Origin of the sequence: Pseudomonas bananamidigenes (assembly GCF_001679645.1) — a bacterium.
Lineage (GTDB): Bacteria > Pseudomonadota > Gammaproteobacteria > Pseudomonadales > Pseudomonadaceae > Aquipseudomonas > Aquipseudomonas bananamidigenes.
Window position 1 is genome coordinate 88504 of sequence record NZ_LRUN01000033.1, and the last position, 24130, is coordinate 112633.

The 24130-nt window shown below is 61.6% G+C and carries 20 protein-coding genes, 1 tRNA gene and 1 pseudogene; 4 read left to right on the forward strand and 18 right to left on the reverse strand.

Translation table 11 applies throughout. The annotated features are described in order from the left end of the window. Positions 1-25: 25 nt before the first annotated feature. From BBF94_RS12115 to BBF94_RS12125, 3 genes are all read right to left on the reverse strand, one after another. Positions 26-1318, reverse strand: coding sequence for a virulence factor family protein (locus BBF94_RS12115; protein ID WP_065259261.1), 1293 nt, complete (start codon positions 1316-1318; stop codon positions 26-28). Beyond that, the gene (gene mprF / locus BBF94_RS12120) at positions 1318-3957 is read right to left on the reverse strand and encodes a bifunctional lysylphosphatidylglycerol flippase/synthetase MprF (protein ID WP_065259262.1); all 2640 of its coding nucleotides are present in this window, start codon (positions 3955-3957) and stop codon (positions 1318-1320) included. Before mprF ends, BBF94_RS12115 begins: the two co-directional genes overlap by 1 nt. 279 nt (positions 3958-4236) lie before the next feature. After that, positions 4237-4313: transfer RNA gene (locus BBF94_RS12125), tRNA-Met, on the reverse strand. Positions 4314-4594: 281 nt separating this feature from the next. On the opposite strand from BBF94_RS12125, the gene dinB reads away from it, so the two are divergent. Next, on the forward strand, positions 4595-5656 hold the full coding sequence (dinB, locus tag BBF94_RS12130) for a DNA polymerase IV (RefSeq protein ID WP_065259263.1): 1062 nt from the start codon (positions 4595-4597) through the stop codon (positions 5654-5656). 49 nt (positions 5657-5705) lie between these two features. On the opposite strand, the gene BBF94_RS12135 is transcribed toward dinB, so the two are convergent. The 4 genes from BBF94_RS12135 to BBF94_RS12150 form a co-directional block, all read right to left on the reverse strand. After that, positions 5706-6659, reverse strand: a complete 954-nt coding sequence (locus BBF94_RS12135; RefSeq protein WP_065259264.1) for a hypothetical protein — start codon at positions 6657-6659, stop codon at positions 5706-5708. A gap of 17 nt (positions 6660-6676) precedes the next feature. Continuing rightward, positions 6677-8392 carry a proline--tRNA ligase gene (locus tag BBF94_RS12140; RefSeq protein ID WP_065259265.1) on the reverse strand — a complete coding sequence of 572 codons (1716 nt, stop codon included), beginning with the start codon at positions 8390-8392 and terminating at the stop codon, positions 6677-6679. Positions 8393-8507: 115 nt separating this feature from the next. Further along, entirely contained in the window at positions 8508-10067 is a 1560-nt protein-coding gene (locus tag BBF94_RS12145; protein WP_065259266.1) for an AmpG family muropeptide MFS transporter, read from the reverse strand. 43 nt (positions 10068-10110) lie between these two features. Then, positions 10111-10494, reverse strand: a complete 384-nt coding sequence (locus BBF94_RS12150; protein ID WP_176704449.1) for an MGMT family protein — start codon at positions 10492-10494, stop codon at positions 10111-10113. 134 nt (positions 10495-10628) lie between these two features. Between BBF94_RS12150 and BBF94_RS12155 the strand changes: the two genes are divergently transcribed. Then, a complete protein-coding gene (locus BBF94_RS12155) occupies positions 10629-11636 on the forward strand; it encodes a DUF481 domain-containing protein (protein WP_065259268.1) in 1008 nt (335 codons plus the stop codon). Between the two features lie 119 nt (positions 11637-11755). On the opposite strand, the gene BBF94_RS12160 is transcribed toward BBF94_RS12155, so the two are convergent. Beyond that, a complete protein-coding gene (locus tag BBF94_RS12160; protein ID WP_002554837.1) occupies positions 11756-11965 on the reverse strand; it encodes a cold-shock protein in 210 nt (69 codons plus the stop codon). A 353-nt stretch (positions 11966-12318) separates the two neighbouring features. Here BBF94_RS12160 and dcd point away from each other — a divergent pair, with 353 nt between their 5' ends. After that, a complete protein-coding gene (gene dcd / locus BBF94_RS12165) occupies positions 12319-12885 on the forward strand; it encodes a dCTP deaminase (protein ID WP_065259269.1) in 567 nt (188 codons plus the stop codon). A gap of 106 nt (positions 12886-12991) precedes the next feature. Next, on the forward strand, positions 12992-13201 hold the full coding sequence (locus tag BBF94_RS12170) for a hypothetical protein (RefSeq protein ID WP_065259270.1): 210 nt from the start codon (positions 12992-12994) through the stop codon (positions 13199-13201). A 39-nt stretch (positions 13202-13240) separates the two neighbouring features. On the opposite strand, the gene pdeM is transcribed toward BBF94_RS12170, so the two are convergent. The 10 genes and pseudogenes from pdeM to BBF94_RS27135 all read right to left on the reverse strand — a co-directional run. Beyond that, positions 13241-13897 (reverse strand): ligase-associated DNA damage response endonuclease PdeM, encoded by a 657-nt coding sequence (pdeM, locus tag BBF94_RS12175; protein ID WP_065259271.1) that lies wholly within the window; start codon positions 13895-13897, stop codon positions 13241-13243. After that, positions 13897-16386 carry a ligase-associated DNA damage response DEXH box helicase gene (locus BBF94_RS12180; RefSeq protein ID WP_065259272.1) on the reverse strand — a complete coding sequence of 830 codons (2490 nt, stop codon included), beginning with the start codon at positions 16384-16386 and terminating at the stop codon, positions 13897-13899. Before BBF94_RS12180 ends, pdeM begins: the two co-directional genes overlap by 1 nt. A gap of 59 nt (positions 16387-16445) precedes the next feature. Continuing rightward, on the reverse strand, positions 16446-17210 hold the full coding sequence (locus tag BBF94_RS12185) for an ABC transporter ATP-binding protein (RefSeq protein ID WP_065259273.1): 765 nt from the start codon (positions 17208-17210) through the stop codon (positions 16446-16448). Between the two features lie 13 nt (positions 17211-17223). Further along, entirely contained in the window at positions 17224-18342 is a 1119-nt protein-coding gene (locus BBF94_RS12190; protein WP_065259274.1) for a succinylglutamate desuccinylase/aspartoacylase family protein, read from the reverse strand. A gap of 12 nt (positions 18343-18354) precedes the next feature. After that, the gene (locus BBF94_RS12195) at positions 18355-19065 is read right to left on the reverse strand and encodes an ABC transporter permease (RefSeq protein ID WP_065259275.1); all 711 of its coding nucleotides are present in this window, start codon (positions 19063-19065) and stop codon (positions 18355-18357) included. Further along, entirely contained in the window at positions 19062-19790 is a 729-nt protein-coding gene (locus tag BBF94_RS12200; protein WP_065259276.1) for an ABC transporter permease, read from the reverse strand. Before BBF94_RS12200 ends, BBF94_RS12195 begins: the two co-directional genes overlap by 4 nt. Before the next feature lie 57 nt (positions 19791-19847). Further along, positions 19848-20630 (reverse strand): transporter substrate-binding domain-containing protein, encoded by a 783-nt coding sequence (locus BBF94_RS12205; RefSeq protein ID WP_065259277.1) that lies wholly within the window; start codon positions 20628-20630, stop codon positions 19848-19850. Positions 20631-20959: 329 nt separating this feature from the next. After that, a complete protein-coding gene (locus BBF94_RS12210) occupies positions 20960-22645 on the reverse strand; it encodes an ATP-dependent DNA ligase (RefSeq protein ID WP_065259278.1) in 1686 nt (561 codons plus the stop codon). Beyond that, complete coding sequence (locus BBF94_RS12215; protein ID WP_065259279.1) at positions 22642-23676, reverse strand: ligase-associated DNA damage response exonuclease; 1035 nt, start codon at positions 23674-23676, stop codon at positions 22642-22644. The genes BBF94_RS12210 and BBF94_RS12215 overlap by 4 nt, the downstream gene beginning before the upstream one ends. 269 nt (positions 23677-23945) lie before the next feature. Further along, positions 23946-24130, reverse strand: a pseudogene (locus tag BBF94_RS27135) (penicillin acylase family protein); the annotation flags it as partial.

Here is a 24130-nt window from a genome sequence, read left to right on the forward strand (position 1 = left end):
GGGCTTTTCGTTGGAGCGCCTCAGATCACTCTGCCGGCTGGTCCTTGGTCTGCCGCTTCTCGATCAGATCCACCAGACGTTTGGCCAGCGCCGGATAGTTTTCGTCGAAGTGGTGGCCGCCAGGCAGCTTCACTGCTTCGCCCACTGCCGTCTTGTCGGTGCAGCCGCTTTCATCCGTTTCTTCTTCGCCGTAGATGCACACGACCTTGGCCGGCGGCAGTTTGGCCATTTCCGGGCCGGTGGCGGCTTCCTTGCCGGCGTTGCCGAGCCAGCCTTCGACTTCGATTTCGAAGCTGCCGGTGCGGGCGAAGGCCAGCAGGATGATTGCGTCGACGCGTTGCTGTTCGGTCTCTGGCAGGCGGTTGTAGATCGCCGGCAGGACGTCGGCGCCGAACGAGTAACCGGTCAGGATGAAGCGTTTGGTGCCCCATTTCTGACGGTAGTGCTGCATCAGTTCGGTCAGGTCCAGCGCGCTCTGTTCCGGGCTCTTGTGCTGCCAGTAGTAGCGCAGGGTGTCGATGCCGACCACCGGGTAGCCGATCTTGGCCATTTCACCGGCCACGTCGCGGTCGAGATCTCGCCAGCCGCCGTCACCGGACAGGAACAGGGTCACGGTGTCCTTGGCCTGTCCGGCCGGGACTTCCACCACCGGGATCTGCAGACCGCCAGCGGCCTTGTCGCCACCGACGAGGAGCTTGCGCAGTTCGTTGTTCAGCACTTGCGGCAGGTTGATGTCGTAATCGCTGATGCTGGTTTCGGCGTTCGGCTGGTCGCGCACGAAACCGGCGCTGGTGTCGTCCGGGTTGTCGTTCCAGGCCACCAGCCAGTGGCCGTGGGCGGCGGACTTCGGCAGCAGGTGGGTGCAGCCGCCTTTTTCCAGTGCCAGATCGACCGACACGGCCTGGGCCTTGTCGTCCTTCTGTTCGGACAGCCAGCGCCAGGCCAGCACCGCGCCAGGGCCGATGCCGCTGACCAGGGTCGCCGGGCCGTTCAGTTCACGCAGGCCGGTTTGCAATGCGCGGCTCTGCAGCAGGCAGTCCTTGGGCAGAATCACTTGAACGATTTGCGCCGAGGCGCTGCGGCTCAGGGTGGTCAACTGATTGTCGGAGAGTTTCTTGTCGTCCTCGACCGCCACCAGCACCTGGGCCTTGGGCCTGGTGCCGGGGATGACCCGGGTCATCACGGTGCCATCCGCCGGTTTCAGCTGTTCGAGGGTCGGTTCCGGTGCCGGGCGTTTGAGGTACCAGTAACCGCCGCCGGCAATCACGGCCAGCACGATCAGTGCAGCCAGGATGTACTTCAGGGAGCGTTGAATCATCAGCGTTTCACCAATCCAGTCAAGCCGCCCGCGATCAGGGCAGCAGTATCGGCCAGGGCCACCAGCGGATCGAGTCCGGCGGGCACTGCCATATAACGGGGTTCCCAGTCAGGCTGGAACTTGTCTTTGAAGCGGCGCAAGCCTTGGAAGTTGTACAGCTGCTCACCACGGCGGAAAACCATCGAGCCCAGACGCTGGGTCAGCGGTGCACCACGACGGGGTTGCAACCCCGACAGCGGCACCATGCCCAGGCTGAAGCGCGCGTATCCGTGACTCTTATAGTGTTGAATCAGACCGACCATCAAAAACTCCATGGTCAGCTTGGGGGCGTCCGGGTGCGAGCGCATCAGGTCGAGGCTGGCCAGGTCATGGCTGTAAGTCTCGAGCAGGTTGGCGAACGCCACCGGGCGGCCTTCGAAGCGAATGACCGCGATGCGGAAATGCTTCAGGTAATCGTCGCTGAAACGGCCCAGGGAGAAGCCTTTTTCGCGCACATTCTTGCCGGTCAGCCAGGCATCGGAAATCACCTTGAGCTCATCCATCGGCGCCTGGCCCGGCTCGAAGATTTCCAGCGACAGGCCGTCGCGGCTGCCACGGTTCCAGGTGTAGCGCAGGTCTTTCATCTCCTTGCCCTTGGCCTCCAGGTCAAAGCGATGCAGGTCGACCCGGGCCTCCTCACCCAGCTTGATCGCGGTCAGGCCGATGTCCATGTAGTACGGCAGGTTCTCCGCGCGTACCTGGTAGAACACCGGACGGGCGTGGTGGATGTCGCAGAGGTCGCGGAACTGCCAGATCATTTCCGCCCGCTGCTGGCCGGGACCGATCGGGTCGTACAGCGCCACCAGACTGCGACCGCGACGGGCGTACATCAGGAAGGCTTGATCGTTGGGGTGGAACAACAGCGCCTTGTCACCGGTCAGGGCCAGGCCGCCGTCGGGTTGCGAGGACGCCATCAGGATTTTCGAGGCGCGCTCCAGCTCTTCCGGGGTCGGCAGATGAATCACCGGGCGGGCGGTGCGCAGCAGCCAAGTCAGGGCGATCACCAGCAACAGTACCGCAGCGCCGAGCAGCGAGCGCAGACCGCGCGGGGCATCGGCGTCGAGGGTGAACTGCCACCACAGTTGATGGCTGTACGGCACGTCCTGGTAGGCGAAGAGCAACAGCCAGGTCGATGCGCCGAGTACGCACAGGCTCGCCACCAGATACAGCGGCGAGAACGGCACTTCGGTCAGACGGCTGGGGCGATAGAACGAACGACGGAATACCCCCAGCAAAGCCGCAGTGAGGGTCATCAGGGTCGCTTCTTCCCAGTCGAACCCCTTGAGCAGCGAGAGCAGGGCGCCCACCAGCAACAGAATGGTGGTCAGCATCCACGCGGCCGACAACCGCCGGCGCAGGCCTTGGGCGAGCATCAGGCAAAGCACGCCGATCAGGCTGGCGCCGAAGTGCGAGGCATCGACCAGACGATGGGGAATCAGATAGGCAATGTGTTCCAGGCGTGTGTCGATTTCAGGTGTCGCGCCGGAGAACAGCAGCACCACGCCGGACAGGAACACCAGGACCGCGAGGATCGGTGCCGCGAGGCCGGAAGCGGCACGCATGGTCTGGGTCTGGAACAGACGCTGACCTTCGTTGATCAGCAGCAGTACGCAGGCCACCAGCAATGGCAGTACCACGTAGATCATGCGATAGAGCAGAAGCGCAGCGGCCAGTGGCGCCGCACCGAGTTTGTCGGCGAAGGCGGCCAGCAGGATGGCTTCGAAAACCCCGACACCTCCCGGTACGTGGCTGAGCACGCCAGCAGCCAGGGCCAGCAGGTACACCAACAGGAACGCGCCGAAGGGTGGCGCTTCCGGCAGCAGCATATACAGCACGGTGGCGGCAGCGGCGACGTCCAGGGCGGTAATCACCAGTTGCAGGAATGTCAGACGGCGGCCCGGCAGGCGCAGGGTGCGGCGGCCGACCTTGACCAGCAGGTTGTCGCGGTAAGGTTGTTCCGGCAGACGTCGACGGTAGATGCCCATGGCCAGAATCGCGCCCAGCAGCAGGACGGCAGAGGCAATCGCGGCAAGCAGCCCTTCGGACAGACCCAGAGCCTGAGAGGCTGCAGGCAGGTTGCTCAGGGTGGCCAGCGCGGCCAGCGGCGGCAGTGCGCAGCCCAGCGACAGGCTGGCGAACAGGGTCATGTGGGCGACTTCCGACGCGCCCAGACCAAGACGCGCATATAAGCGGTAACGCACCGATCCACCGGACAGCATCGACAGACCGATGGCATTGCCGATCGCGAAGGCCGTGAAACCGCCGAGCGCCAGTGTGCGCGGCGGGATGGTCACGCCCGCATAGCGGCTGGCCGACCATTCGTAGCCCAGCAGAATGATGAAACCGGCCACGGTTGCGCCGAAAGCGCCAAGCAGGGCAGGTTTCGGCACATCGAGGATCGAGTCGTGCAGGGCGTAGAGATCGAGTTCGCTGAGCAGATGTCGACAGGCAATCAGCGCGATGGCGAACAGCAGCAAGGTGACCGCCAGGCCGATCGGTTGACGGTACTTGCTGATTCGATCCAGCAGGCGCATGCGCTCGGGCTTGATCGATGGATTCATGGTGAGGGTGTCTTGTGGATCAGACGAGTTGGCGCGCATCAATCACCTCTTGGATTGTGCGCGACAGGATGGGGGTATCCAGCCAAGTTACCAATCCCTGTAGAAAAAAATAATCACAAAATACTACGCCTCTCGTCGGGTATCGGCGAGGGCAGGTCTCGGATTGCAGACCTCTTGCCTGCGACTCAAGCATAGTCGCAACCTGGCGGGTCTGACGATCCTGAAGGGTTCACTGCACGATGACAGATCATTGTTGCGAAAGGACTTTTTCCACAGATACAAAAAAGGCCACTCTTTCGAGCAGCCTTTTCTGATGTTTGGTTGCGGGAGCCGGATTTGAACCGACGACCTTCGGGTTATGAGCCCGACGAGCTACCAGGCTGCTCCATCCCGCGTCTGATGAGGCGGCATTCTACAGAGAATCGCCGGGGTGTCAACCTTGAATCCGGATAAAATCTGTTCTGGTTCAAGTGGTTAGCTCTTTTATTAGGATGTCGCCTGGGCCGCAGCTCAGGTGGGGCGCGGCTTTCAGCTCTATCGCGTGGTTATTCTCAATTGAGAAAATAAATTCACAGACAATTTCCTACAGCTTGAAAAGAAGCTTCATACCACTGGTGCTATATACAGGTGTCAGTGAGATACTGCCCCTCCGGCTTGCCATGTTTTCCTTTCAGCCATGACTCAGCGAAAAATCATCCACATCGACTGTGACTGTTTCTACGCCGCCATCGAGATGCGTGACGACCCGCGTCTGGCCGGCAAACCGCTGGCGGTGGGTGGTTCGGCGGAGCGGCGTGGGGTGATCGCCACCTGCAACTATGAGGCGAGGGCTTACGGGGTACGCTCGGCGATGTCTTCCGGGCATGCCTTGAAACTGTGCCCGGACCTGACCATCGTCAAGCCGCGAATGGATGCCTACCGCGAGGCTTCGAAAGAAATCCATACGATCTTTCGCGATTACACCGACCTGATCGAGCCGCTTTCACTGGACGAAGCCTATCTGGACGTCTCGGACAGCGCGCATTTCGCAGGCAGCGCTACGCGAATCGCCCAGGACATCCGGCGCCGGGTTTCCAACCAATTGCATATCACCGTCTCGGCCGGCGTAGCGCCGAACAAGTTTCTGGCCAAGATCGCCAGCGACTGGAAAAAACCCAATGGCCTGTTTGTCATTACCCCGGATCAGGTCGAGGACTTCGTCAGCGGCCTGCCGGTGAGCAAGTTGCATGGTGTCGGCAAGGTCACTGCGGACAAATTGGGCAAGCTCGGTATCAGCGACTGTCTGCAACTGCGCGAGTGGGACAAGCTGGCGCTGGTTCGCGAGTTCGGCAGTTTTGGCGAGCGATTGTGGAGCCTGGCCCGTGGGATCGATGACCGTCAGGTGCATAACGACAGTCGCCGTCAGTCGATCAGTGTCGAAAACACTTACGACGTTGATTTACCGGATCTGCGCAGTTGCCTGGACAAGCTTCCTGAGCTTCTGGAGACCCTGAAAACCCGCATGGCGCGGATCGACAGCAGCTATCGGCCAGGTAAACCGTTCGTCAAAGTGAAATTTCATGATTTCACTCAGACCACGCTGGAGCAGGCCGGCGCCGGGCGCGATCTGGGCAGTTATCAGTTGATGCTGACGCAGGCGTTCAATCGTGGCGGCAAACCGGTGCGGCTGCTCGGAGTAGGGGTGCGGCTGGAGGACTTGCGCGGCGGCTTCGAGCAGATGGAGTTGTTCGAGCGGTAACCCATGTAAAAAAGCCCGAAACAGGTTCGGGCTTTTTCAGTCAGCGTTGTCAGTTCGGACCGGGATCCGCCACCAGCCGCCCGGCATCCCTGGTCAGCGACTTGAGAAACTCGGCCTGCAACTCCGGATCGTTACGGGTCAGTTCGATGAGGCTTTGCTCCAGCTCACTGGCTTCTTCTTCCAGACCCAGTTCCGACAGACGCTTGACCCGATGCACCCACTCGCTCACTTCGTCGTCTTCCAGATCGTCGTAGATCAGGCTGTGGGCCTCCAGCAACTTGCCGCGCAGATGGCTGCTGATGGTCAGGGACGAGTCGGAATGCACGTCATCCTTGGCGTCCTCGACACTGATCGTCAGTTTGCCCACGTGATTCAGATCGTTGTCGGCAAACGGGCTGTCCAGCAGGTTCAGGCGCAACACACCATTTCGATCGGTGGTCATGTCGAAGGTCTGCTTGCCGGCCTTGACCTGCACCGGCCGCTCGCTCCACGGCAGGCTCGAATACTCCATGCGCTTGTCGCGCTGGACTTCATCGATGCCGGCCAGGTTCTGCTGCGCACGGCCGTGAGACGGCACGTTCATGAACGGGTTGATTCCGGCGAATCCGTAGCTCAGCCAGTCCTTGGTCACGCTGTCCGGCAGATTGCCGAGGGCGAACACGTTGACCACGTTGGCGCCGACGCCGGCCACAATGGCCACCGCGCCGAGCGGGATCTCGTAGATTTCCCGCCAGGGCTGGTAGGGCGTGTAACGGTCATAGCGACGGGTCACTTCGTATTCAGTGACTTCGAAGGTTTTCTGCTCGTTGATCTTCACGCGGCGTTGCGGAAGCTCAAGCACCTTGGGCTCACCGACATCGATCTGCAGGCTGTGGTCGAGCAGTTTTCGCTCGACCCGCTCTTCGTGCTCGCTGCGCTGTGACATGTGATTGGCACAGCCGCTGACCAGCAGGGTGCCGCACAAGGCGGCACCACCGAGGCCCAGGGTGTTTCGCTTGAACATGAGGTCTCTATCTGGTTTCAGCGGCGGATACGGGCCTGCAGGAAGGACAGTACGTCGGCAACCGGCAGCGCTTGCGCCTGGCCTTCGGTACGGCTCTTGTATTCCAGGTTGCCTTCGGCAAGGCCGCGGTCGCTGACCACGATCCGGTGTGGAATGCCGATCAGCTCCATGTCCGCGAACTTGATGCCCGGGCTGGTTTTCTTGTCGCGATCGTCCAGCAGCACTTCGAAGCCGGCCGCGGTCAGTTCCGCGTACAGCTTGTCGGTGGCTTCGCGTACCTGCTCGGTTTCATAGCGCAGCGGCACGAGCGCGATCTGGAACGGTGCCAGGGCGTCGCTCCAGATGATGCCGTTCTCGTCGTTGTTCTGCTCGATGGCTGCCGCCACCACGCGGGATACGCCGATGCCGTAGCAACCCATTTCCAGGGTAACCGGCTTGCCGTTCTCGCCCAGCACTTCGCACTTCATCGCCTTGCTGTACTTGTTGCCCAGCTGGAAGATGTGCCCGACTTCGATGCCGCGCTTGATTTCCAGAGTGCCCTTGCCGTCCGGGCTCGGGTCACCGGCCACGACGTTGCGCAGGTCGGCCACGGTCGGAACCGGCAGGTCACGCTCCCAGTTCACGCCGAAGTAGTGCTTGTCGTCGATGTTGGCACCGACACCGAAATCGCTCATCAGCGCCACGGAGCGGTCGATGATGATCGGCAGCGGCAGGTTCAGCGGACCGAGGGAGCCGGCACCGGCGCCGATGGCGTCACGCAGTTCGGCATCGGAAGCCATGACCAGCGGGCTGGCGACGCCAGGCTGATTGGCTGCCTTGATTTCGTTCAGCTCGTGGTCGCCGCGGATGATCAGGGCGATCAGCTTGCCTTCTTCCTCTGCGTGCACGATCAGGGTCTTGACGGTCTTTTCGATCGGCAGACCGAATTTTTCCACCAGCGCGGCGATGGTCTTGGTATCCGGGGTGTCGACCAGGCGCAGTTCTTCGGTCGGCGCGGCGCGGGATGTTTCACGCGGTACGGCTTCGGCCTTTTCGATGTTCGCGGCGTAGTCGGAGCCGTTGCTGAAGACGATATCGTCTTCGCCGGACTCGGCCAGTACGTGGAACTCGTGGGAGCCTGCACCGCCGATGGAGCCGTTGTCGGCTTCGACCGGGCGGAACTTCAGGCCCAGGCGGGTGAACACGTTGCAGTACGCCTCGTGCATGCGGTCGTAGGTGACCTGCAGCGACGCGAGGTCGGCGTGGAACGAGTAGGCGTCCTTCATGATGAATTCACGACCGCGCATCAGGCCGAAGCGCGGGCGGATTTCGTCACGGAACTTGGTCTGGATCTGGTACAGGTTGATCGGCAGCTGCTTGTAGCTGCTCAACTCGTTGCGCATCAGATCGGTGATCACTTCTTCGTGGGTCGGGCCCGCGCAGAAGTCGCGACCGTGACGGTCTTTGATGCGCAGCAGTTCAGGGCCGTATTCTTCCCAGCGCCCCGACTCCTGCCACAGCTCGGCCGGCTGGGTGCCCGGCATCAACACTTCCAGAGAGCCGGCGGCGTTCATCTCTTCGCGAACGATGGCTTCCACCTTGCGCATTACCCGCAGGCCCATCGGCAGCCAGGTGTACAGGCCCGAGGCGAGTTTGCGGATCATGCCGGCGCGCAGCATCAGCTGATGGCTGATGACGACCGCGTCGGAAGGCGTTTCTTTTTGTGTGGCGAGCAAAAATTGACTGGTGCGCATGGTTGGCCGTTGTCGGTTGCTATGACTGGAAATGACGGAGCAGTGTACCGGCGAGAGCTGCCGACGTACAGAAGTGCGGTCCCGGCGCAAACCCTTCCGCCGGGTGCGAGATGTCTTACGATTCTTCGGCGACCGGCGTCGACACGGGTTCCGGGGTCGGGGTCGGGCCTTCGCGGCGGCTTTCCTGGAACCAGTGCAGGGCGATCAGCACCAGGGTCGGCACACCGAGTGCCGCCGTGATCATGAAGAAGTTGTGATAGCCGAACTTCTCCACCATGACGCCGGAGTAGCCGCCGATCAGGCGTGGCAGCAGCAGCATGATCGAGCTGAGCAGGGCGTACTGGGTGGCGGAGAACTTCAGGTTGGTCAGGCTCGACAGGTAGGCGACGAACGCCGAGGTGGCCATGCCCGAGCTGAAGTTGTCGAGGGAGATGGTCACCACCAGCATCTGCAGGTTCGGGCCCATGTCAGTCAGCATCACGAACAGCAGGTTGGTGGCTGCCGAGGCGGCGCCGCCGATGAACAGGATCGGCAGGATGCCGAAACGCACGATCAGCAGGCCGCCCATACCGGCGCCCACCAGCGTCATGATCAGGCCGAAAATCTTGCTGACACTGGCGATCTGATCCTTGGTGAAGCCCTGATCGATATAGAACACGTTGGCCATCACGCCCATCACCGTGTCCGACATGCGGTAGGTGGCGATCAGGCCGAGCAGCAGCAAAGCCTGCCAGCGGTAGCGCAGGATGAAGTCGTTGACCGGCGTCAGCACCGGCGCCAGGCCGCGGCGCCCCATGGTCGACAGGCACAGGCCGGTCAGCAGGGTGTAGAGGATGGCGCGCAGAAAGGCCCGGTCTTCCAGCAGCAGGTCGAGCGGGGTCATGGTGCCGAACAGCACACTGGCGAAGTCCGTGTTGTAGAGCTGGGTAAACATGGCGGGTACGGAGACCAGCAGGATGATCAGCACGAACACCGACATCAGCTGGTGCATGAAGCTGTAGCGTCCGGCCTGCAACTGGGTGCGCAGCGGTACCGGTGGCTCGCGCATCAGCAGCGTGGTGATCAGGGCGGGAACCATCAATACGCCGAACAGCACGTAGGTGCCGGTCCACGCGGAATGCTGATAGTTGAACCCGGTGGAACCGAATCCTTCTGCAAAGAACAATGCACCGGCCGTCGCCAACAGGGCGGCGACCCGGTAACCGGACATATAGCTGGCGGCCAGCGCGGCCTGACGGCTGTCATCGGCGATTTCCAGGCGATAGGCGTCAACGGCGATGTCCTGGGTGGCGGAGGCGAAGGCGACGATCACGGCAATGGCGATCAGCCAGGACAAGTGTTTCTGCGGGTCGCAGAAGCCCATGCCGACCAGGCCGAGGATCACCAGCGACTGCGCGAGCACCAGCCACGAACGGCGTCGCCCCAGCTTGCCCAGCAACGGCAGGCGCCATTGATCGAGCAGGGGCGACCAGACCCATTTGAAGGCGTAGGCCAGGCCGATCAGGCTGGCATAGCCGATCGTCTCGCGGGCTACACCGGCTTCACGCAGCCAGACCGAAAGTGTCGAGAACACCAGCATGTACGGCAGGCCGGCGGCGAAACCCAGCAACAACAGCACGAGCGTCGAAGGACTGGCATAGGCGGCGAGCGCGGCGCGCCAGGTTTTACGGGGCATGGGCTGAAGTCTGCCTCAAGATTGCGAAAACAAAGCGCGCACTCTAACCGCTGTGCTCTACCGGACGCCAGCCATGGCGCCGAATATCCACACGATTGTTCAGGATCGTGACGCCCTCCATACGCAATCGCGCCCGCTGCTCATCGCCCGAAGGGCTGCCCGCCGGCAGGCTGATCCGACCGCCGGCACCGAGCACGCGGTGCCAGGGCAGCTTCGTGTCGCCGGGCAACTGACTGAGCGTACGGCCGACCCAGCGGGCGGCGCGCCCCAACCCGGCCAGTTCGGCCAACTGACCATAGCTGACGACCTTGCCTTCGGGCACTTGGGCAAGGGTCGAATAGAGTGCCGTGCGTCGGATTTGCGGGTCGTTTTCGAAGTCGGGTATCGGGTCTGTCACGGGCGCCGTTCCTGAACAAGATCGATTCATCGATTAAAGGGTAATCGGTGATCGGGCAATTGAGAAATGAACTCAATAGAAATAGCCGGGTCACTCCTTGTCAGAGGATTATTCCTACGGATAATGCCGACCTTTTTTCGCAAACCCGAGCCCCCGATTCGCTTATGTTGTCCAGAACCCTGCTGTGCCTTGCTGTCTTCAGTGCGTCCACGCCCTTGCTTGCCGATACCGTCTGGTTGAAGAACGGTGACAGGCTGAGCGGCAAGATCACCCTGTTCGACGGCGGCAAACTGTTGGTCCAGACCCAGTACGCCGGCGCGGTCACCATCGACTGGAAACAGGTCAAGACACTTGAAAGTGACCAGGAGCTGCTGGTCAAGCAGGACGCCTACAGCGGCGAGAAGGCCAAGTCGCTGACCGCCGCCGAAGACGGCAAGGTCACCCTGGCCAACGGTGAAGCGCCGAAAACCGTCGAGCTGGCGAGTATCCAGCAGATTCTCAAACCCAAGCCTGTGGTCGAGGATCTGGTGTGGAAGGGCAACGTCGATCTGGCCCTGGATTATCAGCGTGCCGAAAAAGACACCAATGACTACGATGTCGGCTTCAAGACCTCGGCGCGCCATGGACGCTGGCGTCATACCGCCGAGGGCGAGTACAACCGCGAAGTCCAGGATGAGGTGGTAACCACCAACAACTGGCGTGCCGAGTACGCGCTGGACCGCTTCCTGACCGACAAGTGGTTCTGGCAGGGGCGGTTGAACTACAAGCGTGATTACGTCGAAGAACTGTCGCGTCAGCGAGTGGTCGGTACCGGTCCGGGTTACCAGTTCTGGGACGACGAACTGGGCGCGTTCTCGCTCGGTTCGCTGCTCAACCGGACGGATTACGAGTACAGCGACGGCGGCAAGGACAACTTCTATTCCGTCGCCATGAAGTGGGACTACAACCGCTACCTGATCGGCAAGAAAGTGCAGTTCTTCACCACTGGCGAGCTCGGCAAGCCGCTGTCGGACGTTGCCAACTACGCCCTGGATTCGGAAGTGGGCCTGCGCTACAAAGTGACGGACTGGGCCTCGCTCAATCTCAAGGCCGAGCGGGACATCATCAGCGGCACCAAAGATGCGGATCTGAACAAGACCCGCTACACCGCCGGGTTCGGCGTGGCCTGGTAACGCTGTTCAGAAAAAATCGCAGCCTTCGACGGGCTGCGATTTTTTTGCCTGCACAAAACAGACGTCCATAAAAAAGCCCCGCTTTTGAGGGCGGGGCTTTTCAGCAAAGAAGCTGCAAGTTAGATAACTTGTACTTCTTCAGCTTGCATGCCTTTCTGACCGCGGGTAGCGATGAAAGAAACCTGCTGGCCTTCTTTCAGGCTTTTGAAGCCGTCGGACTGGATGGCTTTGAAGTGAACGAACAGGTCGTCACCGGATTGTGGAGTGATGAAGCCGAAGCCTTTTTCATCGTTGAACCACTTGACGGTACCGGTTTGGCGATTAGACATGGTGTAACTCCTTGAACAAAGATAACTGCGACTCAGGAAGAACCCTGGCCGAGACTGAGTGCAAAGAGCAGGAAAAATTCTTGTAGATGGTTGGATCGAAATTCAACATATCGTGGAGAGATTCTCAGTGACACAAGCAGCACAGTGGCGCCACCTTAACCCTTTTTCCGGAACGTGCCAATGCTTCTTGCGAAGGTTTCTCCGTTTTAAGGATCGACGGTGTGACGGTTCGTCGCCAGGCCGCGAAATTCCTGCATGTTCGGCGAGATTTGCACCACGGACTTTGAACCCGGCGGCGCGCCCGGTAAGATGCCGGACAGTTTTTTCCACCTCGCTATTCAGGACACCCCGCCATGAGCATCAAATCGGACAAGTGGATTCGCCGCATGGCGCAGGAACACGGCATGATCGAGCCGTTCGTCGAGCGCCAGATACGCGGCAGCGACGATAGCCGTGTGATCTCCTACGGCGTGTCGAGCTACGGCTACGATGTGCGTTGCACCAACCATTTCAAGGTGTTCACCAACATCAATTCGGCCATCGTCGACCCCAAGAATTTCGACGCCGGCAGCTTCGTCGATGTCCACAGCGACGTGTGCATCATTCCTCCGAACTCCTTCGCCCTGGCCACGACCGTTGAATACTTCCGTATTCCACGCAATGTACTGACCATCTGCCTGGGTAAGAGCACCTACGCCCGTTGCGGCATCATCGTCAACGTCACCCCGCTCGAACCCGAATGGGAAGGTCAGGTGACTCTGGAGTTCTCCAACACCACCAACCTGCCGGCGAAGATCTACGCCAACGAAGGCGTGGCGCAGATGCTGTTCCTGGAGTCCGATGAGGAATGCGAAGTCTCCTACAAGGACCGTGCCGGCAAGTACCAGGGCCAACGTGGCGTGACCCTGCCACGCACCTGAGCCGTCCATCCGGCGGTCGGCGGGAATTCTTTGGCGGGTAGACACTCTATGGGGTGTACTGCCCGTTTCGCGAACAGCGCAGCGGGCCTTCGCCGAGGAGTGCTCCATGAAGATCGATCCGCAAATCACTGCCGAACTGGCAAGGCTCGAGCCCAATCAGGTTGGCGTATTGGCCTGGTCGTTGCTGGCACACCCACCCGTCACCCTGGCTGGCGGAATTCCTCACCAGCCTGATCCCGATACCCCCAACGAAGAACCGACCGAGCCCGGCGAACCTACGCTGCCGGACAAACCGCCACCGGCACCCGTCGCGTGACTGAATGTATGGCCCGTTGACTGATTCCTGAACGGGACCTCAGCCGACGGGCCATATTTCGTTGTCACCAATGACAAAGATCCGACAGTCGTCTTCCTTTTCCACCGGATACCCGCCGGTGAAAGCTCCGAAGGCCGGCAACAGACTGACGCGTGCTCCCAGTCTGAAGCACGTCAGTCGCAGACGCTGACGTCCCTTGCCGTTCAATCGATAGACCGGGTGTACGTGTCCTGCGAGAACGTGCCGTTCAGGGTGCGGCTCAGGTTCGTGCTGCAATGCAAAGGGCCCGAGCAGCAACGGCTCCGGCACCACCCGAATATCCAGCGTCTGTGGCGGATCACCGGCACGTTTATCGTGATTGCCGCGAACAAGTGTGATCGGCAGATCAGCGTGGCGTGAACGCCACTCGCCCAGGGCGCTCAAGGTGTCCGAGGCATGCGAGCCGGGGCCGTGCAGAAAATCCCCGAGAAAGATCAGTTGTCGGCAGGGCAGTCGCCCCAGTAATTGTTCGATCACGGCAATGTTCGCTGTCGTGGTGCCCTGCGGTACCGGTTGTCCCAAGCGACGATAGGCTGCCGCCTTGCCGAAATGCACATCGGCAATCAGCAGCGCCTGCTGCGCCGGCCAGTACAGTGCCTTTTCCGGCAGCAGCCAAAGGTCTTCACCTGCCAGGCGAACGGGATAGGCCGCACTCATCAGGACAGCCCCTTGTCGGCGGTTTTTTCCAGATCGCCGACCATGCGCCGGATGCGGTCGGCGAGTTTTTCCGAACTCATGCTTTCACGCATGCGTTCTACCAGCAGCGGAAAGCCGAGGGGTGTCGGGCGTTTGATCAGGTGCATGTCCAGGGTCATACCGTTGATTCGCTCCAGTGTCTGTTCCAGTCGATGAATATCCAGTTCTTCTCGCAAGACTTCTTCCCCGGCCTGCGCCAGAAGCAGGTTGTCGGCGTCGTATTGTTTGAACACCTCGAAAAACAATCCGCTGGAGGCCTGCACCTGACGGGTGCTTTTGGGCGCACCGGGGTAGCCGGCGAACACCAGTCCGGCAATCCGTGCGATCTCCCGAAAGCGGCGCAGTGCCAGTTCGCCTGCGTTCAGGCTGGCGATTACATCGTGCAATAAGTTCTCGGGGCCGAGCAGTGGGCCATCCAGGTGCAAGGTCCAGTCAACGGGCGTGGCGCTGAGCAATTCCAGTCCGTAGTCGTTGACTGCAATCGAGAAGGTCACAGGCAGTCGCTGGCTGACCCGCCACGCCAGCAGGCTGGCCAGTCCCAGATGCACCTGACGCCCGGCGAATGGATAGAGGAAAAGATGCCAGCCTTCGCGGGATTTCAGCACCTCGGCCAGCAGGTTGTCGGTCGTCGGCAGACCCGACCAGCGCATCTGTGTTTCCAGCAGCGGTCGCAAGGCTTGCATTTCCGGGCCGGCAAACTCGCCGTTTGCCGCTGCGCTGAACCGGGTGACCACCGCTTGGGCGAGTTCGCTGGACAGCGGCATGCGCCCGCCATTCCAGCGTGGCACGGCGGCTTTTTTCGCCGTGCTGCGTTTGACATAGGCGGTCATGTTTTCCACGCGTACCAGCTCCAGCAAGCGGCCGGCGAACAGGAAACCGTCGCCGGGTCTGAGGCGGGCGATGAAGCCTTCCTCGACGCTGCCCAGTTGTTTGCCACCTCCGCCCTTGCTCCAGAATTTCAGATGAATACTGGCGTCGCTGACGATGGTGCCGATGCTCATGCGATGACGCCGGGCCAGGCGCGCGTCGGGCACTCGCCAGATCCCGTGCTCATCCGGCTCGACCCGGCGATAGTCCGGGTAGGCCGTCAGCGACATCCCGCCGTGGCGTACGAAAGCGAGCGCCCAGGCCCAGTCGGCGGGCGTCAGGTCGCGATAGGCCCAGGCTCCACGGACTTCTTCGTACAGCTCATCGGGAAGAAAGCCGCCGCCCAATGCAATGCTCACCAGGTGTTGCACCAACACATCCAGCGGTTTGCGGGGAGACAGGCGCGGCTCGATCCGCCGCTGGCCCACGGCATCGCGGGCGGCGGCGGCTTCGATCAGTTCCAGACTGTGAGTCGGCACCAGGGTCAGCCGCGACGTTCTGCCGGGCGCATGGCCCGAGCGTCCCGCACGCTGCATCAGGCGCGCCACGCCTTTGGCCGAGCCGATTTGCAGCACCCGTTCCACCGGCAGGAAATCCACCCCCAGATCAAGACTTGAAGTGCAGACCACCGCTTTGAGTTGGCCGTTCTTCAGGGCCTGCTCGACCCAGTCGCGGGTTTCGCGGGACAGCGAACTGTGATGCAAGGCAATCAGACCGGCCCAGTCAGGCCGTGCTTCCAGCAAGGCCTGATACCAGATTTCCGACTGTGCGCGAGTGTTGGTGAACACCAGGGTGCTGGCGCAGAGGTCCAGTTCGGCGACCACCTGCGGCAGCATCTTCAGACCGATATGGCCGGCCCAGGGAAAACGTTCGATCTGCGGTGGAATCAGCGTATCGACTTGCAGGTCTTTTTCATTCTGACCCCGGACACTCACGCCCCCGCCCTGTGGGATCAATACCTGTTCGGCGTGGGACTGATTGCCGAGCGTCGCCGATATGCCCCACACGATCAGCTCCGGATGCCAGCGGCGCAGGCGGGCGAGGGCCAATTGCAGTTGCACGCCGCGCTTGTTGCCGAGCAGTTCGTGCCATTCATCGACCACGATCATGCGCAGTGTCGACAGCGCGGTTTGTGCGTCGGCGCGAGCGAGCATCAGGGTGAGACTTTCCGGCGTAGTGATCAGCGTTGTGGGAAGGCGTCTGTTCTGCCGGGCGCGTTCGCTGCTGCCGGTGTCGCCGGTGCGCAGGCCGACGCTCCAGGGAATTTGCAGATCGTCCAGCGGCGTTTGCAAGGCGCGCGCGGTGTCGGCGGCCAGCGCGCGCATGGGGGTGATCCACAGGACGGTCAGCGGTTCGGCAGGTGGCGGGCGTTTGCGAGGGGTGTTTGCGGCAATGGGCCCGGAGCGGGCAAAGCGATTGAGCGCGGCAAACCACACCGCGTAGGTTTTACCGGCGCCGGTGCTGGCGTGCAGCAGGCCGGATTCGCCACGTTTGACCGCCGCCCACACCTGTTTTTGAAAGGCGAACGGCTTCCAGTCGCGGGCGCTGAACCAAAGTTTGGCGAAGTCGGAGGAAGTGCCCATGCCGGCGACGTGTGCTCTGAAGGTGTTCCTTCAATGACCGCGCCGGCCGGGCATTAGTTTTACTTGAGGTTGCCGCTGAGGAACTGTTTCAGGCGTTCACTCTTCGGATTGCCCAATACGTTCTCCGGTGCGCCTTCTTCTTCCACCAGCCCCTGATGCAGGAACAGCACCTGGCTCGACACCTTGCGCGCAAAACTCATCTCATGCGTCACCATGATCATGGTCCGGCCTTCGTCGGCCAGGCCTTGAATCACCTTGAGCACCTCGCCCACCAGTTCCGGATCCAGCGCGGACGTCGGTTCGTCGAACAGCATGACTTCCGGCTCCATCGCCAGGGCCCGGGCAATGGCTACGCGCTGTTGCTGGCCGCCTGAGAGGAACGCCGGATACTGATCGGCCACCCGCGCCGGCAGGCCGACCTTGTCCAGATAACGCCGGGCGCGGTCGTCCGCCTCAGCCTTGCTGCAGCCCAGCACCCGGCGCGGCGCCATGGTGATGTTTTCCAGCACGGTCATGTGGCTCCACAGGTTGAAATGCTGGAACACCATGGCCAGGCGCGTGCGCAGACGTTGCAGTTCCTCGGGGTCGGCGACATGCATGCCGTGGCGGTCGGTGACCATGCGGATCGCCTGGCCGTCGAGGCTCATCGCGCCGTCGTTGGGTTGTTCGAGAAAGTTGATGCAGCGCAAAAAGGTGCTTTTGCCCGAGCCGCTGGCGCCGATCAGGCTGATCACGTCACCGGTTCTGGCTTTGAGCGAAACGCCTTTGAGCACCTGATGGTCGCCATAGCTTTTGTGCAGGCCTTCTACGGTCAGTTTGTACATGGGACAGGCATCCTCAAGGCGAAAGTAAGTAGCCGCTGCGATAGGCTTCGGCGCCCGCGACGTGGGCGATCACCATGCCGGCGGTTGCCATGCGCCGCAGCGAGCGGGCGTACAGCAGACCGGAAGCGGTGCAATGGACGGGGGTGACCCGGTCGTGGACCGGGTCGATGATTTCGGCGATCTGCTGCCCGGCTTCCAGGTGCTGGCCGGGTGTGGCGGTGTACACCAGCAGGCCGCCGACCGGGGTGGTCACCGGCTCGACACCGGCCAGCGGAGTGGCCGGGAAGGGTAGCTCCGGCAATGGTTTCGAGGCGCCGGCGATGGCGCCGAAGTGAGTCAGGTAGTCGAGCAGTGCCTGGCAGTCACGGCTGGCCACCGGATGGCTGACATCGCCCTGGCCACGCAGCTCGACCGTGACCGAAAAACTGCCGAGGGGAATCTCGAAGTGCTCGCCAAAGCGTTCCTTCAACTGCCACCACAGCAGGGTGAAACACTCGTCGAATGACTGGCCGCCGGAGTCGGTGGCCAGCAGGCTCGCCTGGGATTCGATGTAGCGCGCCAGCGGCTCGACCTGCGGCCAGGCCTCCGGTGTGGTGTAGAGGTGGACGACGGATTCGAAGTCGCAGTGCAGGTCCAGCACCATGTCCGCATCACAGGCCAGCCGTTGCAGGGTCAGGCGCTGGGATTGCAGTTGCGTGGTGGCGGTATGGCGGTCGAGAGCGTTGCGCAGGGTGGTGCGGATCAATTCCAGGTTGCGCTGCGGGTCGTCGCTCAGTTGCGACTCGATTTCGTTGCCGATCTCTTCGCTGAGGTCGACGAACCAGCGGTTGAAATTCTGCCCGCTCTCCAGTTCGTAGCGGCCCAGCGGCACATCCATCAGCACTTGTTCGAGGCCGACCGGATTGGCGACCGGCACCAGCACGATTTCGCTGATCAGCCGCCCGGCGGCTTCCAGCTCCGCCAGACGTTGTTTGAGGTGCCAGGCCACGAGCATGCCGGGCAGTTCGTCGGCATGCAGCGAGGACTGGATGTAGATTTTGCCTTTGGCCTTGTCCGGGCCGAAGTGAAAGCTGTGGATCTGTCGTGCGGTCCCCGGCAGCGGGGCCAGCAGATCATGTATCTGGTGGCGCATCTCAAAAGGGTCCTAGTGGGTCGGGCCGAGGAAGGCCAGCCATCGGCGTTCGGCGAGGCGGAACAGGCCGACCAGCGCAAAGGTGATGGTCAGGTAGATCAGCGCGGCGATGCCGAACGACTGGAAAGTCAGGTAAGTCGCCGAGTTGGCGTCCCGTGCGACTTTCAGGATGTCGGGGATGGTCGCGGTGAAGGCCACGGTGGTCGAGTGCAGCATCAGGATCACTTCGTTGCTGTAATACGGCAGCGAACGACGCAGCGCCGACGGCATGATCACATAGGCATAGAGCTTCCAGCCGGTCAGGCCATAAGCCTTGGCCGCTTCGACCTCACCGTGGTTCATGCTGCGGATCGCCCCGGCGAAGATCTCCGTGGTGTAGGCGCAGGTGTTCAGCGCGAAGGCGAGGATCGTGCAGTTCATCGCATCGCGAAAGAAGGCATCGAGCATCGGCTGGGCGCGCACGGCGGCCAGGCTGTAGATCCCGGTGTAGCAGATCAGCAGCTGGATATAGAGCGGCGTGCCCCGGAACAGGTAAGTGTAGAACTGCACCGGCCAGCGAATGTAGAAGTGCGGGGAAACCCGGGCAATCGACAGCGGGATCGACGCGATGAAACCGATGAAGATCGAGGCGCTGAGCAACCACAGGGTCATGGCCAGCCCGGTGATGTTGTTGCCGTCGGTATAAAGGAAGGGTTTCCAGTATTCCTGCAGGAGTTCGATCATCGTACGGCCTCCCGGGCTCCGGCGGCGTAGCGGCGTTCGAGCCAGCGCAGGATGACGTTCGAAGCACTGGTGATCAGCAGATAGATCAAGGCGGCGAGTACCAGGAAATAGAACAGTTGATAGGAGCTTTTGCCGGCGTCCTGGGCGGCCTTGACCAGATCTGCCAGGCCAATGATCGACACCAGCGCGGTGGCCTTGAGCATCACCATCCAGTTGTTGCCGATGCCCGGCAGGGCGAAGCGCATCATTTGCGGGAACACCACGAAGCGAAAGCGCTGGCCGCGTTTGAGGCCATAGGCCGTGGCCGCTTCGACCTGACCTCGTGGCACCGCGAGGATCGCGCCGCGGAAGGTTTCGGTGAAGTACGCGCCATAAATGAAGCCCAGGGTGATCACGCCGGCTGTGAAGGAGTCGATTTCAATGTAATCCCACTCCATGACATCGGTCAGCGCGGTCAGCCAGGTTTGCAGGCTGTAGAAAATCAGCAGCATCAGCACCAGGTCCGGCACCCCGCGAATCAGCGTGGTATAGAGCTGGGCAGGCAGGCGCAGCAGTTTTGATTTCGACAGTTTGGCACTGGCGCCCAGCAGACCGAGCAACACGGCCACCAGCAGCGACAACGCCGACAATTTGATGGTCATCCAGGTGCCCTCCAACAGCAACGGGCCGAAGCCCTTGAGGCTGAAGGCGGAGAGCCCCAGATTTTGTAAGAGATTTTCAAACATAAATCAGCAACCTGAGCGGATGAAAAAGGCGCCCATCGAAGGATGGGCGCCGGTGCATTATTTGCCGCTGTACAGATTCAGATCGCCAAAGTGTTTCTTTTGAATCTCGGCGTATTTGCCGTCGTCGTGTAACGCTTTGATACCTTTATCTAAAAGCGCCTTCAGCTCTTTGTTACCTTTCTTAATACCGACAGCGGTTTTGGCTGGCAGCAATTCGCTGTCAACCGGCTTGCTGACTTCGTAGGCGGCACCGTCAGGCGACTTCAAAAAGCCCAGTTCGGCTTGCAGCATGTCCTGGATCGAGGCGTCGAGGCGGCCGTTTTTCAGGTCGGCGTAGACCTGGTCCTGGTTGGCGTAGGCCTGGATTTTCACCCCGGCCTTCTCCAGCACGGCCTTGGCGTAGGCTTCCTGGATGGTGCCTTGCTCGTAACCGACGGATTTGCCCTTGAGCGAAGCCACGTCATCGGTCAGGCCGGAACCCTTCTTGAATACGTAGGCCGTCGGGCCGGAGAACAGCTCGCTGGAGAAGTCGATGGCCTTTTCACGGGCCGGTGTTACCGTCATCGACGAGATCACACCGTCGAATTTATTGGCGTTGAGGCCCGGAATCATGCCGTCGAAGTCGCTTTCGACCCATTTGCACTTGACCTTCAGCTCGGCGCAGATCGCGTTGCCCAGGTCGATGTCAAAGCCCACCAGGCTGCCGTCGGCCGCTTTCGACTCGAACGGTGCGTAGGAAGGATCGACGCCAAAACGCAGCTCTTTGTATTCCTTGGCCAGCGCGGAGCCGGCGGCCATGCACAACGCCAGTGCAGAAAGGGTCAGCAATGCTTTTTTCATTATTCAATCCCTAAGAACCAATATGAGCGCTTGTGGCGCAGAATGATTGTTACTGGAACGCTTACGACTTATAGAAAGTAGCAATTTCCGAACCAGAGTCCCGAACAAGTGTTTTAAAAGGTGCAGGAAGGGAGGCGCAGCGGGAGGAATGCCCTAAAACGGGCATGGAAAATCGGTTGCACTGTTTGTGGGCGTAATCGTTCCCACGCTCTGCGTGGGAATGCAGCCCGGGACGCTCCGCGTCCCATCCAGAGCCGAACGCGGAGCGTCCATTGAGGCGTTCCCACGCAGAGCGTGGGAACGATCAGAGTGAGTATTGGGAGGAGGGATCAGACCAGCAGATTCTGCAACGTCGCCAGGTTGTCGGCTTCTTCCACGGTCTTGTCCTGGCGCCAGCGCAGCATGCGCGGGAAACGCACGGCGATGCCGCTCTTGTGCCGGCGCGACAGGGCGATGCCTTCGAAACCCAGTTCGAACACCAGGCTTGGCGTCACGCTGCTGACCGGACCGAATTTTTCCACGGTGGTCTTGCGAACGATGCTGTCGACTTCACGCATTTCCTCATCCGTCAGCCCGGAATAGGCCTTGGCGAACGGCACGAGGGCGCGGGTGCTGGACTCGGGCGGCCCGTCCCAGACGGCAAATGTGTAATCGCTGTACAGACTGGCGCGCCGGCCATGGCCACGCTGGGCATAAATCAGCACCGCATCGACGCTGAACGGGTCGACTTTCCATTTCCACCACACGCCCATGTCCTTGGTGCGCCCGACGCCATACATCGCGTCGCGGGCCTTGAGCATCATGCCCTCGACCCCCAGCCGCCGGGAGGCTTCCCGTTGGTGGGCGAAGTCGAGCCAGTCGTTGCCGGTCAGCACCGGTGAGGGCAGCAGCACCGGGTTGTTGCATTGGGTGATGACACGCTCCAGTTGTTCACGCCGCTGGACCTGTGGCCGGTTGCGCCAGTCTTCGCCCTGCCACTCCAGAAGGTCATAGGCGAGGACCACCACGGGCACGTCTTCGAGGATCTTTTTGTCCAGGGTCTTGCGACCGATCCGTTGCTGAAGCAGGGCAAAGGGTTGCACTGCCGGTGGCGCTGTCGAGTCTGGATCAAAGGCTTCGGCGTCAGGGCGGGTGTTTTTCCAGACCACGATTTCGCCGTCGATCACCGTGCCGTCAGGCAGGCCCTCGACCAGCGAGTCGAGTTCGGGAAAGCGTTCGGTCACCAGTTCTTCGCCTCGGGACCAGATCCACAAGCGAGCCTCGCGCTTGACCACTTGCGCGCGAATGCCGTCCCACTTCCATTCCACCTGCCAGTTGTTCGCCGGGCCGAGCAAGGTGTCGAACTGTTCCACCGGTTGCGACAGACCGTGGGCGAGAAAGAACGGATACGGCTGGCCGCCGCGCTGGGCGTGTTCGTCGCTGGACTCCGGGGCAATCAGCTTCAGGTAGCTGGCGGCATCCGGACGGTTGGACAGGTCGGTGTAGCCCACCAGCCGTTGTGCCACGCGTTTGCTGTCCAGCCCGGCCATCGAGGCCAGCGCCCGGGTCACCAGCAGTTTGGAGACGCCCACCCGGAAGCTGCCGGTGATCAGTTTGATGCACAGCATCAGGCTTGGCCGGTCGAGTTGCGCCCAAAGTGCCGGGAGCTGTCGGGCGAGGTATTCCGGGGTTTCACCGCGCAGCGGCAGCAGTTTGTGCTCGATCCATTCGGCAAGGCCCGCCTCGGACGTGTGCGGGTTTTCCGGGAGCACCAGCGAGATGGTTTCCGCCAGATCGCCGACCGCTTGATAGCTTTCCTCGAACAGCCACGGCGCCAGGCCGGATACCTCTACCGCCAGCTCTCGCAGGATCCGCACCGGAACCAGTTGCCGGGGACGTCCGCCGGACAGGAAGTACACCGCCCACGCAGCATCTTGCGGTTGCGCCTGGGCGAAGTAGGCCTGCATGGCCGCGAGCTTGGCGTTGCTGGAGGTGGTGGCGTCGAGTTCGGCGTACAACCCGGCGAAGTCTTTCATGGTTGCACCTCGGCAACGGTGGGTTCGACGGCGACATTGTCTTGTTCGTCATCGCCGTATTCGGTGTTGAAGCCTTGGGCATCCAGCCCTTGCTCACGCAAATGGCGAACCAGCACGCCGATGGAGCCGTGAGTGACCATCACCCGTTCGGCGCCGGTCTGTTCGATGGCCCACAAAAGGCCCGGCCAGTCGGCATGATCGGAGAGCACGAAACCGCGATCCACGCCGCGCCGCCGACGGGTGCCGCGCAGGCGCATCCAGCCGCTGGCGAAGCTGTCGCTGTAGTCGCCGAAACGCCGCATCCAGCTGCTGCCGCCCGCCGATGGCGGAGCGATGACCAGCGCCTGACGCATCAGCGGATCATTTTTTTTCACGTCGCCGGCGTAGATCGTCGGCGGCAGATACACGCCGGCCTCGCGGTAGACCCGGTTCAGCGGTTCCACCGCGCCGTGGCTGAGGATCGGGCCTAGGGTTTCATCGATTCCGTGAAGGATCCGCTGGGCCTTGCCGAACGCATAGCAGAACAGCACGCTGGTCTTGCCGGCTTCGATATTGGCCTGCCACCACTGATTGATTTCGCCGAACACCTGCGCCTGCGGCTGCCAGCGGTAGATCGGCATGCCAAAGGTCGATTCGGTGATGAAGGTGTGGCAGCGCACCGGCTCGAAGGGCGCGCAGGTGCCGTCGGGCTCGATCTTGTAGTCGCCGGACGCAACCCAGACTTCACCGCCGTATTCCAGGCGTATCTGCGCCGACCCCAGCACATGCCCGGCGGGGTGAAAGCTCAGGGTGACACCGTGGTGGGACAGACGCTGCCCGTACTCCACGGTTTGCAGATTGATGTCCTGGCCCAGGCGCGCCCGCAGAATCCCTTCGCCGGCGCTGGCCGCCAGATAGTGCGTGTTGCCGGTGCGGGCGTGATCGCCGTGGGCATGGGTAATGACCGCGCGCTCGACCGGGCGCCACGGATCGATATAGAAGTCCCCGGCGGGGCAGTACAGGCCTTCGGGGCGGGCGATAACAAGGTCCATGGCGTTACCGGAATGGAGGGACTTGTCAGCTATGAGGTTGGCGCGAAGTCAGAAGTTCGATTGATTTTCAAAAGCACCCTCACCCCAGCCCTCTCCCGGGGGGAGAGGGGGCCTACGGAGGTGTCTGGCGAGGTTCGTCGACCTGTGAAAACGAGTCGATTATGGATTCGGTGGAACACTTTCAGGTCGATATAAGGCTGAAGCATCCCCCAATCGGTCCCCTCTCCCTCCGGGAGAGGGTTAGGGTGAGGGGCTCTTGATCTTTAAACCTATTTCCCGGGAGTCAGCGTCAGCCGCGTCTTGCCATATACCCGCTCAAAGTTCTGCGGCTGCATCGGCAAGCCGATGTACTGGCCCTTGAGCCAGGATCGATCCCGTTGAGGTAGTTCGGACTGGCCGGGTTACCCGATTGCCCCGTACCGTTCTGGCCCGTCAGCGGTTCGCTCTGACTGAA

What these genes read in the sequence shown, in the direction of transcription:
- BBF94_RS12115 (WP_065259261.1), bottom strand. Translation starts at nt 1,318, where the DNA reads ATGATTCAACGCTCCCTGAAGTACATCCTGGCTGCACTGATCGTGCTG.
- mprF (WP_065259262.1), bottom strand. Translation starts at nt 3,957, where the DNA reads ATGCGCGCCAACTCGTCTGATCCACAAGACACCCTCACCATGAATCCA.
- dinB (WP_065259263.1), top strand. Translation starts at nt 4,595, where the DNA reads ATGACTCAGCGAAAAATCATCCACATCGACTGTGACTGTTTCTACGCC.
- BBF94_RS12135 (WP_065259264.1), bottom strand. Translation starts at nt 6,659, where the DNA reads ATGTTCAAGCGAAACACCCTGGGCCTCGGTGGTGCCGCCTTGTGCGGC.
- BBF94_RS12140 (WP_065259265.1), bottom strand. Translation starts at nt 8,392, where the DNA reads ATGCGCACCAGTCAATTTTTGCTCGCCACACAAAAAGAAACGCCTTCC.
- BBF94_RS12145 (WP_065259266.1), bottom strand. Translation starts at nt 10,067, where the DNA reads ATGCCCCGTAAAACCTGGCGCGCCGCGCTCGCCGCCTATGCCAGTCCT.
- BBF94_RS12150 (WP_176704449.1), bottom strand. Translation starts at nt 10,494, where the DNA reads ATGAATCGATCTTGTTCAGGAACGGCGCCCGTGACAGACCCGATACCC.
- BBF94_RS12155 (WP_065259268.1), top strand. Translation starts at nt 10,629, where the DNA reads ATGTTGTCCAGAACCCTGCTGTGCCTTGCTGTCTTCAGTGCGTCCACG.
- BBF94_RS12160 (WP_002554837.1), bottom strand. Translation starts at nt 11,965, where the DNA reads ATGTCTAATCGCCAAACCGGTACCGTCAAGTGGTTCAACGATGAAAAA.
- dcd (WP_065259269.1), top strand. Translation starts at nt 12,319, where the DNA reads ATGAGCATCAAATCGGACAAGTGGATTCGCCGCATGGCGCAGGAACAC.
- BBF94_RS12170 (WP_065259270.1), top strand. Translation starts at nt 12,992, where the DNA reads ATGAAGATCGATCCGCAAATCACTGCCGAACTGGCAAGGCTCGAGCCC.
- pdeM (WP_065259271.1), bottom strand. Translation starts at nt 13,897, where the DNA reads ATGAGTGCGGCCTATCCCGTTCGCCTGGCAGGTGAAGACCTTTGGCTG.
- BBF94_RS12180 (WP_065259272.1), bottom strand. Translation starts at nt 16,386, where the DNA reads ATGGGCACTTCCTCCGACTTCGCCAAACTTTGGTTCAGCGCCCGCGAC.
- BBF94_RS12185 (WP_065259273.1), bottom strand. Translation starts at nt 17,210, where the DNA reads ATGTACAAACTGACCGTAGAAGGCCTGCACAAAAGCTATGGCGACCAT.
- BBF94_RS12190 (WP_065259274.1), bottom strand. Translation starts at nt 18,342, where the DNA reads ATGCGCCACCAGATACATGATCTGCTGGCCCCGCTGCCGGGGACCGCA.
- BBF94_RS12195 (WP_065259275.1), bottom strand. Translation starts at nt 19,065, where the DNA reads ATGATCGAACTCCTGCAGGAATACTGGAAACCCTTCCTTTATACCGAC.
- BBF94_RS12200 (WP_065259276.1), bottom strand. Translation starts at nt 19,790, where the DNA reads ATGTTTGAAAATCTCTTACAAAATCTGGGGCTCTCCGCCTTCAGCCTC.
- BBF94_RS12205 (WP_065259277.1), bottom strand. Translation starts at nt 20,630, where the DNA reads ATGAAAAAAGCATTGCTGACCCTTTCTGCACTGGCGTTGTGCATGGCC.
- BBF94_RS12210 (WP_065259278.1), bottom strand. Translation starts at nt 22,645, where the DNA reads ATGAAAGACTTCGCCGGGTTGTACGCCGAACTCGACGCCACCACCTCC.
- BBF94_RS12215 (WP_065259279.1), bottom strand. Translation starts at nt 23,676, where the DNA reads ATGGACCTTGTTATCGCCCGCCCCGAAGGCCTGTACTGCCCCGCCGGG.